This is a genomic window from Paraburkholderia sp. BL21I4N1 (genome assembly GCF_002973525.1).
Lineage (GTDB): Bacteria > Pseudomonadota > Gammaproteobacteria > Burkholderiales > Burkholderiaceae > Paraburkholderia.
The window spans coordinates 179,336-193,122 of record NZ_PVEN01000004.1 but is presented as its reverse complement, the minus strand read 5'-3'; the positions used below and the strand labels follow the sequence as shown (position 1 = coordinate 193,122).

General features: G+C 61.8%; 14 protein-coding genes. All 14 read left to right on the top strand.

Annotated elements, in window-relative coordinates:
- Positions 1–31 precede the first annotated feature (31 nt).
- The 14 genes from plsX to lepB all read left to right on the top strand — a co-directional run bounded on the left by plsX (position 32) and on the right by lepB (position 13,712).
- Positions 32–1,138, top strand: coding sequence for a phosphate acyltransferase PlsX (plsX, locus tag B0G83_RS13285; RefSeq protein ID WP_035547365.1), 1,107 nt, complete (start codon positions 32–34; stop codon positions 1,136–1,138).
- A complete protein-coding gene (locus B0G83_RS13280) occupies positions 1,138–2,127 on the top strand; it encodes a beta-ketoacyl-ACP synthase III (RefSeq protein WP_035547362.1) in 990 nt (329 codons plus the stop codon). The genes plsX and B0G83_RS13280 overlap by 1 nt, the downstream gene beginning before the upstream one ends.
- Before the next feature lie 113 nt (positions 2,128–2,240).
- Positions 2,241–3,176 carry an ACP S-malonyltransferase gene (gene fabD, locus B0G83_RS13275; protein WP_105507869.1) on the top strand — a complete coding sequence of 312 codons (936 nt, stop codon included), beginning with the start codon at positions 2,241–2,243 and terminating at the stop codon, positions 3,174–3,176.
- 102 nt (positions 3,177–3,278) lie between these two features.
- Positions 3,279–4,028, top strand: a complete 750-nt coding sequence (gene fabG / locus B0G83_RS13270; RefSeq protein ID WP_105507868.1) for a 3-oxoacyl-ACP reductase FabG — start codon at positions 3,279–3,281, stop codon at positions 4,026–4,028.
- Between the two features lie 151 nt (positions 4,029–4,179).
- The gene (gene acpP / locus B0G83_RS13265) at positions 4,180–4,419 is read left to right on the top strand and encodes an acyl carrier protein (protein ID WP_004197638.1); all 240 of its coding nucleotides are present in this window, start codon (positions 4,180–4,182) and stop codon (positions 4,417–4,419) included.
- 299 nt (positions 4,420–4,718) lie between these two features.
- The gene (fabF, locus tag B0G83_RS13260) at positions 4,719–5,957 is read left to right on the top strand and encodes a beta-ketoacyl-ACP synthase II (protein WP_035547354.1); all 1,239 of its coding nucleotides are present in this window, start codon (positions 4,719–4,721) and stop codon (positions 5,955–5,957) included.
- A gap of 99 nt (positions 5,958–6,056) precedes the next feature.
- A complete protein-coding gene (locus B0G83_RS13255; protein WP_308701422.1) occupies positions 6,057–6,458 on the top strand; it encodes a protein YgfX in 402 nt (133 codons plus the stop codon).
- 102 nt (positions 6,459–6,560) lie between these two features.
- Positions 6,561–7,160: an RNA polymerase sigma factor RpoE gene (rpoE, locus tag B0G83_RS13250; protein ID WP_006051939.1), complete on the top strand. Its 600-nt coding sequence runs from the start codon at positions 6,561–6,563 to the stop codon at positions 7,158–7,160.
- Positions 7,161–7,242: 82 nt separating this feature from the next.
- Entirely contained in the window at positions 7,243–7,875 is a 633-nt protein-coding gene (locus B0G83_RS13245; RefSeq protein WP_105507866.1) for a sigma-E factor negative regulatory protein, read from the top strand.
- Between the two features lie 4 nt (positions 7,876–7,879).
- Positions 7,880–8,923, top strand: a complete 1,044-nt coding sequence (locus tag B0G83_RS13240) for a MucB/RseB C-terminal domain-containing protein (protein ID WP_105508102.1) — start codon at positions 7,880–7,882, stop codon at positions 8,921–8,923.
- 35 nt (positions 8,924–8,958) lie between these two features.
- Positions 8,959–10,479: a DegQ family serine endoprotease gene (locus tag B0G83_RS13235; protein WP_105507865.1), complete on the top strand. Its 1,521-nt coding sequence runs from the start codon at positions 8,959–8,961 to the stop codon at positions 10,477–10,479.
- Positions 10,476–10,748 carry a glutaredoxin family protein gene (locus B0G83_RS13230; RefSeq protein ID WP_105507864.1) on the top strand — a complete coding sequence of 91 codons (273 nt, stop codon included), beginning with the start codon at positions 10,476–10,478 and terminating at the stop codon, positions 10,746–10,748. Before B0G83_RS13235 ends, B0G83_RS13230 begins: the two co-directional genes overlap by 4 nt.
- 258 nt (positions 10,749–11,006) lie before the next feature.
- Complete coding sequence (gene lepA / locus B0G83_RS13225) at positions 11,007–12,800, top strand: translation elongation factor 4 (protein ID WP_105507863.1); 1,794 nt, start codon at positions 11,007–11,009, stop codon at positions 12,798–12,800.
- Positions 12,801–12,818: 18 nt separating this feature from the next.
- Positions 12,819–13,712 carry a signal peptidase I gene (gene lepB / locus B0G83_RS13220; RefSeq protein ID WP_105507862.1) on the top strand — a complete coding sequence of 298 codons (894 nt, stop codon included), beginning with the start codon at positions 12,819–12,821 and terminating at the stop codon, positions 13,710–13,712.
- Positions 13,713–13,787: the final 75 nt, after the last annotated feature.

Below are 13,787 nucleotides of genomic sequence, written 5' to 3'. Positions count from 1 at the left end.
CATGCAGGGCGCCTGAAATTCGTCGCACTCCATGACAGTAAAGCTCACGATAGATTGCATGGGAGGCGACCACGGCCCGTCCGTGACCGTTCCCGCTGCCGTCAACTTCGTTCGTTCGCATCCCGACGCGCAACTGCTGCTCGTCGGCATTGAAGGTGCGATTCGTGCGCAGCTCAAGAAGTTGAAGGCACAAGACCTGCCGGCGCTGACCGTCGTCCCCGCTTCCGAGATCGTCGCCATGGACGATTCGGTTGAAGTCGCGCTGCGCAAGAAAAAAGATTCATCCATGCGCGTTGCGCTGAACCGCGTCAAGGAAGGCGAGGCGCAAGCCTGCGTCTCCGCCGGCAACACCGGCGCGTTGATGGCGGTCTCGCGCTATGTGCTGAAAACGCTGTCGGGCATCGAACGCCCGGCCATCGCGTTTGCTCTGCCCAATCCCGACGGCTATACGACAATGCTCGATCTGGGCGCCAACGTCGACTGCGAGCCGCAGCATCTGCTGCAATTCGCGGAGATGGGGCACGCGCTCGTGTCGGCGCTCGAAGGCAAGGAGCGGCCCACCATCGGGCTGCTCAACATCGGCGAAGAAGTCATCAAGGGCAACGACACCATCAAGCGTGCCGGCGAACTGTTGCGCGCGAGTACACTCAACTTTCACGGTAACGTTGAAGGCAACGATATCTTCAAGGGTACGGTCGACGTGATCGTCTGCGACGGTTTCGTGGGTAATGTCGCGTTGAAGACGTCGGAAGGCCTCGCGCAGATGCTCAACGACATCATCAAGGAAGAATTCGGCCGTTCGTGGCTGACCAAGGTGATGGCAGTGCTCGCGTTGCCGGTATTAATGCGTTTCAAGAAGCGCGTCGATCACCGGCAATACAATGGCGCGGCGCTGCTCGGCCTGCGCGGCCTTGTGATAAAAAGTCACGGGTCGGCGGACGCCTACGGGTTTGAGTGGGCTATCAAACGCGGGTATGATGCCGTCAAAAACGGCGTGCTGGAACGCCTTGCGCGAGCAATGGAAGAGAACGCGGGTTCTCTCGAACAGGCGGCGCGCGACGCGAGCGGTGCGGGTCACGCAAGCCCGATCGCAGGCCAGCCGGCCGAGCCCTACGCTGCGCAATCCTCGAAGGCATAATGGCTCAATCGACAATTTATTCCCGCGTGCTGGGCACCGGCAGCTATCTGCCGCCCGGTCGCGTCACCAATCAGGATCTGGCTGAACGTCTCGCCCGCCAAGGCGTCGAGACCAGCGACGAATGGATCGTCGCCCGTACGGGCATCCATGCGCGTCATTTCGCCGAGCCCGATGTCGCGACCAGCGACCTGGCGCTGATCGCCGCACAGCGCGCGATCGAAGCGGCGGACGTCGATCCGCAATCCATCGACCTCATCATCGTTGCCACTTCCACGCCCGACTTCGTGTTTCCGAGCACGGCGTGTCTGTTGCAGAACAAGCTCGGCATCAAGAACCACGGCGCGGCTTTCGACGTGCAAGCGGTCTGTTCCGGCTTCGCCTACGCGGTTGCCACGGCGGACAGCTTTATTCGCAGCGGCCAGCATCGTACGGCGCTCGTGATCGGCGCCGAGACCTTCTCGCGCATTCTCGACTTCAAGGACCGCACCACCTGCGTGCTGTTCGGCGACGGCGCTGGCGCGGTGATCCTGCAGGCATCGGACGAACCAGGCGTGCTGGCTAGCGCCTTGCACGCGGACGGCAGCCACTCGAACATTCTCTGCACGCCGGGCAACGTGAACGGCGGCGTGATCGAAGGCAGCGCGTTTCTGCACATGGACGGTCAGGCGGTGTTCAAGCTCGCCGTCAACGTGCTCGAAAAGGTCGCGGTCGAGGCGCTCGCGAAGGCGAATCTGTCGGCTGAGCAGATCGACTGGCTGATTCCGCACCAGGCCAATATCCGCATCATGCAAAGCACTTGCCGCAAGCTCGGCTTGCCGCAGGAGCGCATGGTCGTCACGGTGGGCGAGCACGGCAATACGTCGGCTGCGTCCATTCCACTCGCATTCGACGTCGCGGTGCGCGACGGCCGCATCAAGCGCGGCCAGAACGTGCTGATCGAAGGCGTCGGCGGCGGCTTCACGTGGGGCGCGTCGGTTATCCGCTACTGATAGCGGTGACATGCCAGGGCGCCGCGAGTGGCGCCGGAAGCCGCCGGCGCGATATCGTTCGATGTCCGCGCCGCGCGCCACCCACATCCGACTCAATCGATTTTGGGGACGTTATGAAATTTGCGTTCGTTTTTCCTGGCCAGGGTTCGCAGACGGTCGGCATGCTCAATGCATTCGCCGATCACGCGATCGTGCGCGAGACGGTTCAGGAAGCTTCCGATGCGCTCAATCAGGACCTCGGCAAGCTGATCGCCGAAGGCCCGGTCGAAGATCTGAATCTCACCACCAACACCCAACCCGTCATGCTGACCGCCGCTTACGCGATTTATCGCGCGTGGCAGAAGGCGGGCGGCCCGCAGCCGGCCATCGTCGCCGGTCATAGCCTCGGTGAATATACGGCGCTGGTGGCGGCCGGAGCGCTCGCTTTCCGTGACGCTGTGCCGCTCGTGCGCTTTCGCGCGCAAGCCATGCAAACAGCGGTGCCGGTCGGCGAAGGCGGCATGGCCGCGATTCTCGGTCTCGACGACGACACGGTGCGCGCGGTGTGCGCCGAAGCGTCGATCGCGGGCGTCGTCGAAGCGGTCAATTTCAACGCGCCGGCGCAAGTCGTGATCGCGGGCCACAAGGCGGCGGTCGAAAAGGCCTGCGAAGTCGCCAAGGCGAAGGGCGCCAAGCGTGCGCTGCCGCTGCCGGTGTCGGCGCCGTTCCACTCGTCGCTGCTCAAGCCGGCGTCGGACCAGTTGCGCGAGTATCTGGCCAGCGTCGACTTGCAGGTGCCGGCGATTCCGGTCATCAATAACGTCGACGTCGCGGTCGTCAACGAGCCGGCCCAGATCAAAGACGCACTGGTACGCCAGGCGGCCGGTGCGGTGCGCTGGGTCGAAAGCGTCCAGGCCATCGCGGCGCAGGGCGTCACGCATGTGATCGAGTGCGGTCCTGGCAAGGTCCTTGCGGGTTTGACCAGGCGTATCGACGGCAATCTGATCGGCGCTTCGGTGTTCGATCCGGCTTCGCTCGAAGAAACGCTCAAGCTCGTGACGGCAGGCTGAACGCCGCCTCGCAATGCGCCCGGAAACGGGCGCGCGGAAGCGCGGCATCAGAACGCAGCATCAGCAATCAATCAGCCCTCCGAAGGGCATTCGGACTGACAGATGGAAAAGACTCTCGACAAGCAGATCGCAATCGTGACGGGCGCATCGCGCGGCATTGGCCGTGCGATCGCGATGGAGCTGGCGCGCCAGGGCGCGACGGTCATCGGCACGGCGACCAGCGAAAGCGGCGCGGCCGCGATCACCGAAGCGTTTAACGCGGCCGGCGTGAATGGCCGCGGCGCGGTGCTCAACGTCAACGACGCGGCCGCGGCCGAAGCGTTGATCGACGGCACGGTGAAGGAGTTCGGCGCGCTGCACGTGCTGGTGAACAACGCTGGCATCACGCAGGACCAACTGGCCATGCGTATGAAGGATGACGATTGGGACGCGGTGGTCGACACCAACCTCAAGTCGGTCTTCCGTTTGTCGCGTGCGGTGCTGCGCCCCATGATGAAGGCGCGGGGCGGCCGCATCATCAACATCACGTCGGTGGTCGGCTCGGCCGGCAATCCGGGGCAGGTCAACTACGCGGCCGCGAAAGCGGGCGTGGCGGGCATGACGCGCGCGCTGGCACGCGAGATCGGCAGCCGCGGCATCACGGTGAATTGCGTCGCGCCGGGCTTCATCGACACCGACATGACCAAGACCCTGCCGGAAGAGCAGCAAACGGCGCTGAAGACGCAAATTCCGCTTGGCCGTCTGGGCAGTCCGGAAGATATCGCGCACGCCGTCGTGTTCCTGGCGTCGCCGCAAGCGGGGTATATCACCGGCACGACGTTGCATGTGAACGGCGGAATGTACATGTCGTAACCAAATTCGGTTACTATCCGCGCCTTGATGCGTTTGCAAAAGCGTAAGGCGCATGCCTTGACAGCAACCCGATGCGCCGCTTTTTTGCCGGGTCAAACCTGATAAAATGCGCGCACCTGTATTTTTGAACTTCTTTTCCCTTGGAGGGGTAATGGACAATATCGAACAGCGCGTCAAGAAGATCGTCGCAGAACAACTGGGCGTTGCAGAAGCTGAGATCAAGAACGAAGCTTCGTTCGTGAACGACCTCGGCGCCGACTCGCTCGACACCGTTGAACTCGTGATGGCCCTCGAAGACGAATTCGGCATGGAAATTCCGGATGAAGAAGCCGAGAAGATCACTACCGTTCAGCAAGCGATCGACTACGCTCGCGCGAACGTCAAGGCCTAAGGTCATTCGCGCCTGCGTTTCTGCGTTGGTGGCGTATGACGCCCTGCCGTGTCGGTTACCGACGCCAGCAGGGTTGGCGCTTTTTGCCGTGCAGGAGCCAGCGATGTTGACAGCGCAACTTTTCGCGCGATTGCCGACTTTCAAGAAAACGCCGGGCCGCCCCAAGTTTTCTTGCGTCTCCTTCGGGGGACCGGTGCGAAGCACCAGAATCGGGGGCGGTTAACAGCCACAGGGCTACAGGGCATGTTCCTGTGGCCGCTGTGGCTTTTGCTTTTGTCATCTATGAAAAAGGGGTTACCGTGAGCCGCCGTCGTGTTGTTGTTACAGGCCTGGGGCTGATTTCGCCTGTTGGCAATAATGTTGCCGACGGCTGGGCCAATCTGGTCGCCGGCAAGTCGGGTATTGCCAATATCACGAAGTTCGATGCGTCGAACTTCTCGACTCGTTTCGCCGGCGAGGTGAAGGGCTTCAATATCGAGGACTACATTCCCGGTAAAGAGGCGCGCCATATGGATACGTTCATCCATTACGGCGTGGCTGCAGGCATCCAGGCGATGCAGGACAGCGGCCTCGAAGTGACCGACGAGAATTCAGAGCGCATCGGTGTGGTGGTCGGTTCGGGCATCGGCGGTCTGCCGATGATCGAAGCCACGCAAACGGAATATGCGAATCGCGGCCCGCGCCGCATTTCGCCGTTCTTCGTGCCGGCGTCCATCATCAACATGATCTCCGGCCATCTGTCGATCAAGTTCGGCATCAAAGGTCCGAATCTGGCGATCGTCACCGCATGTACCACCGGTCTGCACTGTATCGGCGAGGCTTCGCGTCTGATCGAATACGGCGACGCCGACGTGATGATCGCGGGCGGTGCGGAATCCACCGTGTCGCCGCTGGGTATCGGCGGCTTTGCGGCGGCGCGCGCGCTGTCGCAACGCAATGACGATCCGGCAACGGCGAGCCGTCCGTGGGATAAGGATCGCGATGGTTTCGTGCTGGGTGAGGGCGCCGGCGTGATGGTGCTCGAAGAGTACGAACATGCGAAGGCGCGTGGCGCGAAGATTTACGCCGAAGTCAGCGGCTATGGGATGAGCGGCGACGCCTATCACATGACCGCTCCGCTGGAAGACGGCGACGGCGCACGCCGCTGCATGCTGGCCGCGTTGAAGAACGCGGGCATCAATGCCGATCAGGTGAATTACCTGAACGCGCACGGCACGTCCACGCCGCTCGGCGACCTGGCGGAAACCACCGGCATCAAGCGCGCTTTCGGCGATCACGCCAAAGACATGGTCGTGAACTCGACCAAGTCGATGACGGGTCACCTGTTGGGTGGTGCAGGCGGTCTGGAGTCGGTGTTCACCGTGCTGGCCGTGCATCATCAGGTGTCGCCGCCGACGATCAACATCTTCAATCAGGATCCGGCCTGCGATCTGGACTACTGCGCCAACACCGCGCGGGAAATGAAGATCGACGTCGCGCTGAAGAACTCGTTCGGGTTCGGCGGCACGAACGGCACGCTGGTTTTCAAGCGCGCGTGATCGTCTGATCGTTTGGTGATCGGCCAATCGACACCGCCGGTTCGTCCGGCGGTTTCCCCCGAATCGGCTACGCCAGACGGAGCGCCGCAACGGATTACGTTGCGGCGCTCTTTTGTTATGCGCGCTGCGTTATGGCTGTTCATCCTGACTGCGACGTGGGCGGTTTATGCGTGCGTCGCGCCCCATCTCGGCGCAGTGAAGGCGATGCCGTTGACGCTCGCCGTCTGCGTGCTGCTCATGCTCCACGCAATCAGGCATGAGCGGGCGCAACCTTTCGCGATAAAAATCGGGCCGGGTGGGCTGTCCGTCTGGGACCGCGCGGGTCGCGTGTCCGCGCAGGCGCGCATTACAGGCTGTGCGCACTGGAGTGACAGCCTGCTGGTTCTGGCGCTCAGCCCGGAGCGGGGGCGCGAAGCGACGGTACTGCTTGCCGCCGACGCGCTTCCCCGTCCCGTTTTCCGCGAACTGACAGTGCTGGGCCGGCGTGCCGCGGGCGTCTGACTGTAACGACTGTAACCGCTGTTACCGGAGTAACGTCTCAGCGTTGATGGGGACGCTACAATGGTGCCCCGCCATGCGCCCTATAGTTAACGGATTTATCAGGTGAGCGAAAAAGAAATTGATCAGGTGCTGGTCGAGCGCGTCCAGAAGGGCGACAAGGCCGCGTTCGAGCTTCTGGTCTCCAAATACCACCGCAAGATTCTTCGGCTGATCTCGCGCCTCGTGCGGGACCCCGCCGAAGTGGAAGACGTCGCCCAGGACGCCTTTATCAAGGCGTACCGGGCATTGCCGCAGTTTCGCGGAGAATCGGCCTTTTATACGTGGTTGTACCGGATTGCGGTCAACACGGCAAAGAACTACCTTGCGACCCAAGGGCGGCGCGCGCCGACATCGACCGAAGCAGATGCTGAAGAAGCTGAAACTTTCTCGGACGCGGACCAACTAAGGGATATCAACACGCCCGAGTCGATGTTGATGAGCAAGCAGATCGCCGAGACGGTCAATGCTGCGATGGCGGTTTTACCGGAAGAGTTGCGCACCGCCATTACTCTTCGTGAAATTGAAGGTTTGAGTTACGAGGAAATCGCTGAGATGATGGGTTGCCCAATTGGCACAGTCAGATCACGAATTTTCCGCGCTCGCGAAGCCATTGCGGCAAAATTGCGTCCGTTGCTTGACACACCTGAAGGCAAGCGCTGGTAAAACCAGCCGGGCCGTACGGGGCACGGGTGCAATATCTGGATTAGTGGTGTCACTACGGGGTATTTGTAAGATGGGGAGCATCATGGGGTCGGTCTCGGTGCAATCGCAAGCCAGCTCGCGCGGCGAGCGTCTGTCCGCTTTTGTCGACGGTGAGTTGTTCGGCGAAGAGCATCTGAATCTGAACGCATTTCTTTCCGGGCTGAATAGCGAGGATCGGACTGCCTGGTCGAGCTATCACCTGATCGGTGACGCCTTGCGTTCCGACGATCTGGCGGTTAGTCCGGCGGCGAGCAGCGCGTTTCTGAGTGGTTTCGCCGCGCGTCTGGACAACGAGCCGCATGTGCTCGCGCCCGCTGCCATGCCGGTTGCGCGTCGTTTGCTGGCGCTGCGCCGTCGCGTGGTGCCGGCCTTCGCAGTGGCGGCCGCGGCCGCTACGTTGACGTGGATCGTCGTGCCCCAACTGCAAGGCGTGCCGGGCGGTTCGGGCACGGGTCAGTTCGCGTCGGTCCAGTCGCATGGCGACTCGCTGCAACGTGTGGCAATGGCCTCGGTGCCGGCCGCAACGGTCCAGCCAGTCGCGCAAGACGCCAATATCATTCGCGACGCCAGTCTCGACCAGTATCTGGAAGCTCACCAGCAATTCGCGCAACAACCGGTCATGCCGGGCTCGATGCCGCTGATTCGCGCTGCCGCAGTTTCTACGCAAGGCCAATAGTTTGATGCAGACTCCGCGGTTGAATAAAACGACTATCTGGGGGCGGCTGCCGGCATTTCTGTTCTGCGCGGCCGTATTGTTGTCCGCTACACCGCGGGTCTTTGCACAAACCGACGATTCGCTCGTCGCCCGTCGCACGGCCGCGGATCTGCTCGATCGCATCCATCAGGCCGCCCAGCAGCAAAATTACGAGGGCGCTTTCGTCTATCAGCGCGGCAATTTCGTGCAGACGTCGCGGATCGCGCATTACGCAACCCGTAACGACGGCGAATTCGAGCAGCTCGAGAGCCTCGACGGCAAGCCGCGCAAAATGCTGCGCCATAACGAAGACCTTTACACATTCGTGCCGGAGCGGCATTTGTGCGTGGTCGAGAAGCGTCAGAACAAAGACTCGTTTCCGGCGCTGCTGGCAGTCAGCGGCGAGCAGGTGCTGTCGGTCTATGAGCCGAAGCTGCTGGGCGATGATCGCGTCGCGGGCGTCGACAGTCAGGTGATCGAGCTTGATCCGAAAGACGCTTATCGCTTCGCGTACAAGTTGTGGGCCGACAAGAAGACCGGCCTATTGCTGCGCGCGCAGACCCTCGACCCGAGCGGCCAGGTGCTCGAACAATTGTCGTTCTCGCAGATTCGTATCGGCGTGCCGATGGACAAGGCCGGGATCGTCAACGGCATTCGTAATCTGGCAGGGTGGACCGTGGTGCGTCCGCCAGTCGAACCGGTCGACATGGCCGCGCAAGGCTGGCAGATCACGCCGACGGTGCCGGGCTTCCACAAGATTCGTGAGTTGCGTCGCCCCATGGCCGCGCGCGACGCCGGCCAGCCGACCATTCCGGTGGACCAGGCGGTGTTTTCCGACGGCCTTGCGGCCATTTCGGTGTTCGTCGAGCCGGTCGAGAACAACACGCGCAAGGAAGGCGCGGGCAGTACCGGCGCCACCCATGTCCTGGTGAAGCGCCGTGGCGACTTCTGGATTACTCTGCTTGGTGAAGTGCCCCAGACCACATTGCAGCAATTTGCGTCTGCCATAGAATACAAAGCTCCGAAGTAATCCTCCGAATCCTGAATCCCTCGGCTTGCTACGATATGACGACTTTCTCGGTGCGCAAATTCCTCGCGGCCGCGGTAGTGGCGGCGTGTTTGCCGCTCATGCCGCACACGGCGTCGGCGGCTCCCGCTGCGGCCAATCTGCCCGACTTCACTGATCTCGTCGACAAGGTCGGCCCCGCGGTCGTCAACATTCGCACGACCACGCGCGTGTCGAACGGCAGCGGCGCGCGCGGCGGCTTGCCGCCAGGTATGGACGACGGCGATATGTCGGAATTCTTCCGCCGCTTCTTCGGCATTCCGTTGCCGCAGTCGCCGCAATCGCCGGGTTCGCCGCGCGGCGGCGACAACGGTGGTGGTAGTGGCGGCAGCCAGGACACACCGGATAACACCGATCCGGAACAGAATAGCGGCGTCGGCTCGGGCTTCATCCTGTCGGCGGACGGCTATGTGATGACAAACGCGCACGTCGTCGACGACGCGGACACCATCTACGTCACGCTCACCGACAAACGCGAATTCAAAGCCAAGCTGATCGGCGTGGACGATCGGACCGACGTCGCCGTCGTCAAGATCAGCGCCGCCAATTTGCCGACCATCACGATCGGCGATTCGAACAAGGTTCGGGTCGGCGAGTGGGTGGTGGCGATCGGCTCGCCGTTCGGTCTCGAGAACACGGTGACGGCCGGTATCGTCAGCGCCAAGGGCCGCGATACGGGCGACTATCTGCCGTTCATCCAGACCGACGTGGCCGTCAATCCAGGCAATTCGGGCGGTCCGCTGATCAACATGCAAGGCGAAGTGATCGGCATCAACTCGCAGATCTATAGCCGTACCGGCGGTTTCATGGGCATTTCTTTCGCGATTCCGATCGACGAAGCGATGCGCGTGGCCGACCAGCTGAAAACGTCCGGCAAGGTGGTGCGCGGCCGGATCGCGGTGGCGATCGGCGAAGTGACCAAAGACGTCGCCGATTCGCTCGGCCTGCCGAAGGCGCAAGGCGCGCTGGTCAGTAGCGTCGAACCGGGCGGCCCGGCGGACAAGGCCGGCGTGCAGCCGGGCGACATCATCCTGAAGTTCAACGGGCATTCGGTGGACACGGCAACGGATCTGCCGCGCATGGTCGGCGATACGAAGCCGGGCACCAAATCGACGGTCACGATCTGGCGCAAGGGTCAGACGCGCGACCTGCCGGTTACGATCGCCGAGATGCAGCCGGACAAGACCACCAAGGCCGATCAGAAGAAGCCGCAGCCGCCGAAGCAGCGCGCCACCAACGTACTGGGTCTGGCCGTCAGCGATATCCCGGCCGACCAGCTGAAGTCGCTGAAGCTGCACAACGGCGTGCAGATCGACGCAGCCGACGGTCCGGCCGCACGCGTCGGCTTGCAGAAGGGCGACATCATTTTGCGGGTGGGCGATACGGACATCACGAGCGCGAAGCAGTTCGACGATTTGAGCGCGCATCTCGATGCGTCGAAGATGGTCGCGCTGCTGGTTCGTCGCGGCGAGAATACGCAGTTTGTGCCGATCCGTCCGCGCAGCGGCGCCCAGAAATGACGAAGGCGGCGCCACTCACGCTCTACGGGCGCGCGTGGTGCCACCTGTGCGACGACATGCGCGCCGCGCTCGAGCCGTTGTTAGCCGAGTTCGGGGTGCAGGTGGAAGTCGTCGACGTCGACAGCGATCCGGTGCTGGAGGCGCGTTACAACGAACTGGTGCCGGTTCTGCTCTGCGACGGCGTCGAACTGTGCCACTATCATTTGGACGCAATGCGGGTTCGCGCGGCACTGGCAGCAAGAATCGCGCGCACGGCGGCGACACCCTGAGTTCGCTCGGAGCTTCGAGCCGGGCGCCAACGGGCGCCGCTCTTACTGCGTTTCACGTCCCTCACGTCGTCCAGCGTTGGGGCCTTGGCACTGACTCTGGTCCGATACAACCCAGTTGTTGAGCCGTCTTTTCCGCCCGGTCCTCGCAAGATGCGCCGGGCGATAGCCTTTTCGGCTAAAATAGATAGGTTTTTCACCTACTTACAAGGCGTGCTCCGCTATTGTCCGAGCGCGCCTTTTTCGCTTGATCGGTACTGAATGGATCATATTCGTAACTTCTCGATCATTGCGCACATCGACCATGGCAAGTCGACGCTCGCCGATCGCATCATCCAGATTTGCGGCGGCTTGTCCGACCGCGAGATGGAATCTCAAGTGCTCGACTCGATGGACCTCGAACGCGAGCGCGGCATCACCATCAAGGCACAAACCGCCGCACTGACATACAAGGCTCGTGACGGTCAGGTCTACAACCTGAACATGATCGACACGCCGGGCCACGTCGACTTCTCGTATGAAGTCAGCCGCTCGCTGTCCGCCTGCGAAGGTGCGCTGCTGGTCGTCGACGCAAGCCAGGGCGTGGAGGCGCAAACCGTCGCCAACTGCTACACGGCGATCGAACTCGGCGTCGACGTGATTCCGGTGTTGAACAAGATCGACTTGCCGGCCGCGAACCCCGAAAACGCCATCGCCGAAATCGAAGACGTGATCGGTATCGACGCGACGGACGCCACGCATTGCAGCGCGAAGACCGGTCTCGGCGTCGAAGACGTGCTCGAGGCGCTGATCCTGAAAGTGCCGCCGCCCAAGGGCGATCCGGAAGCGCCGCTGCAGGCGCTGATCATCGACTCGTGGTTCGACAATTACGTCGGCGTCGTGATGCTGGTGCGTATCGTCAACGGCACGCTGCGTCCGAAAGACAAGATCCGCATGATGGCGACCGGCGCGCAGTATCCGGTCGAGCATATTGGTGTGTTCACGCCGAAGTCGAAGAATCTCGAATCGTTGTCGGCTGGGCAGGTGGGCTTCATCATCGCCGGCATCAAGGAATTGGCCGCGGCGAAAGTGGGTGACACCGTCACGCTGGTGAACCGTCCGGCCGCCGAACCGCTGCCCGGTTTCAAGGAAGTGAAGCCGCAGGTGTTCGCCGGCCTCTATCCGGTCGAAGCGAACCAGTACGACGCGCTGCGCGACTCGCTCGAAAAGCTCAAGCTGAACGACGCGTCGCTGCAGTACGAGCCGGAAGTGTCGCAGGCGCTCGGTTTCGGTTTCCGTTGCGGCTTCCTCGGCTTGCTGCATATGGAGATCGTGCAGGAACGTCTCGAGCGCGAGTTCGACATGGACCTGATCACCACGGCGCCGACCGTGGTGTACGAAGTCCTGCAACGCGACAACACGATCCTGATGGTCGAGAATCCGGCCAAGATGCCGGAGCCGTCCAAGATCGAAGAAGTGCGCGAACCGATCGTCACCGTGAATCTGTACATGCCGCAAGACTACGTCGGCTCGGTGATCACGCTGTGCACGCAAAAGCGCGGCAATCAGATCAACATGCAGTACCACGGCCGTCAGGTTCAGCTCACGTACGAAATCCCGATGGGCGAAGTCGTGCTCGATTTCTTCGATCGTCTGAAGTCGATTTCGCGCGGCTATGCGTCGATGGATTACGAGTTCAAGGAATACCGCGCGGCGGACGTCGTGAAGGTCGACATGCTGATCAACGGCGACAAGGTAGATGCGCTGTCCGTCATCGTGCACCGTTCGCAAAGCCAGTATCGCGGCCGTGAAGTGGCGGCGAAAATGCGCGAACTGATTCCGCGGCAAATGTACGACGTGGCGATTCAGGCCACCATCGGCGCGAACATTATTGCGCGCGAGAACATTAAAGCGTTGCGTAAGAACGTGCTGGCAAAATGCTACGGCGGCGATATCTCCCGTAAGAAGAAGCTGCTGGAAAAGCAAAAGGCAGGCAAGAAGCGAATGAAGCAGGTGGGCTCGGTCGAGATTCCGCAAGAAGCTTTCCTCGCGATTCTGCGTGTCGAAGACAAATAAGACGAACAACGGAACCCTATGAATTTTGCGCTGATTCTTTTTGTGCTCGTCATTTTGACGGGCGTCGCATGGGTCGCAGACAAACTGGTTTTCCTGCCGCAACGGCGCCGCGCGGCGGAAGCCGTGGTCGCCGAGTTCGACCGCCAGCAGGCACGCGTGGGCGAGCGTTTCGCCGACGAAAACGCGGCGCAAACGCGCGCCCGTCTGCGTGACGACAAGCTGCGTCAGCCGTGGTGGCTCGAATACTCGGCGAGCTTCTTCCCGGTGATCCTGGTGGTGTTCGTGGTGCGTTCGTTCGTGGTCGAGCCGTTCAAGATTCCGTCCGGTTCGATGGTGCCGACGCTGCTCGTCGGCGACTTCATCCTCGTCAATAAATTCGAGTACGGTATTCGCCTGCCGATCACCAACACGAAGATCACTGAAGGCCGTCCGCTCGAACGCGGCGACGTGGTGGTGTTCCGCTATCCGAAAGACGAATCGGTCGACTACATCAAGCGCGTGATCGGCCTGCCGGGCGACACGGTCGCTTATCAGGACAAGCAACTGACGATCAACGGCCAGCCGGTGCCGGAAACCGCGCTGCCGGATTACCTGGACGAAGAACGTCTCGGCTACGCGAAGCAGTTCGAAGAAGATCTGGGCGGCCGCAAGAACGCCATTCTGAACAATCCCGCGGTGCCGCCGTTCATCGTCGGCGCGGAAGATTATCCGTATCGCGATAACTGCACGTACAACGCACGCGGCGTGATCTGCAAGGTACCACCGGGCAACTACTTCATGATGGGCGACAACCGCGACAACAGCGCGGACAGCCGGTACTGGGGTTTTGCGCCGGACAAGAATGTCGTCGGCCGCGCATTTTTCATTTGGATGAACTTCAGCAATCTGAAACGCATCGGCTCATTCCACTGAGTTCGCCTGCAACGATTGCATAGCACGCCGCGCGCGTGACCCACACAGAGGTCAGGTTAGTCGCGGCGTGTTATC

Coding starts and splice junctions, on each gene's coding strand:
- plsX (WP_035547365.1), top strand. CDS start 32: ATGACAGTAAAGCTCACGATAGATTGCATGGGAGGCGACCACGGCCCG.
- B0G83_RS13280 (WP_035547362.1), top strand. CDS start 1,138: ATGGCTCAATCGACAATTTATTCCCGCGTGCTGGGCACCGGCAGCTAT.
- fabD (WP_105507869.1), top strand. CDS start 2,241: ATGAAATTTGCGTTCGTTTTTCCTGGCCAGGGTTCGCAGACGGTCGGC.
- fabG (WP_105507868.1), top strand. CDS start 3,279: ATGGAAAAGACTCTCGACAAGCAGATCGCAATCGTGACGGGCGCATCG.
- acpP (WP_004197638.1), top strand. CDS start 4,180: ATGGACAATATCGAACAGCGCGTCAAGAAGATCGTCGCAGAACAACTG.
- B0G83_RS13245 (WP_105507866.1), top strand. CDS start 7,243: ATGGGGTCGGTCTCGGTGCAATCGCAAGCCAGCTCGCGCGGCGAGCGT.
- B0G83_RS13240 (WP_105508102.1), top strand. CDS start 7,880: ATGCAGACTCCGCGGTTGAATAAAACGACTATCTGGGGGCGGCTGCCG.
- B0G83_RS13235 (WP_105507865.1), top strand. CDS start 8,959: ATGACGACTTTCTCGGTGCGCAAATTCCTCGCGGCCGCGGTAGTGGCG.
- B0G83_RS13230 (WP_105507864.1), top strand. CDS start 10,476: ATGACGAAGGCGGCGCCACTCACGCTCTACGGGCGCGCGTGGTGCCAC.
- lepA (WP_105507863.1), top strand. CDS start 11,007: ATGGATCATATTCGTAACTTCTCGATCATTGCGCACATCGACCATGGC.
- lepB (WP_105507862.1), top strand. CDS start 12,819: ATGAATTTTGCGCTGATTCTTTTTGTGCTCGTCATTTTGACGGGCGTC.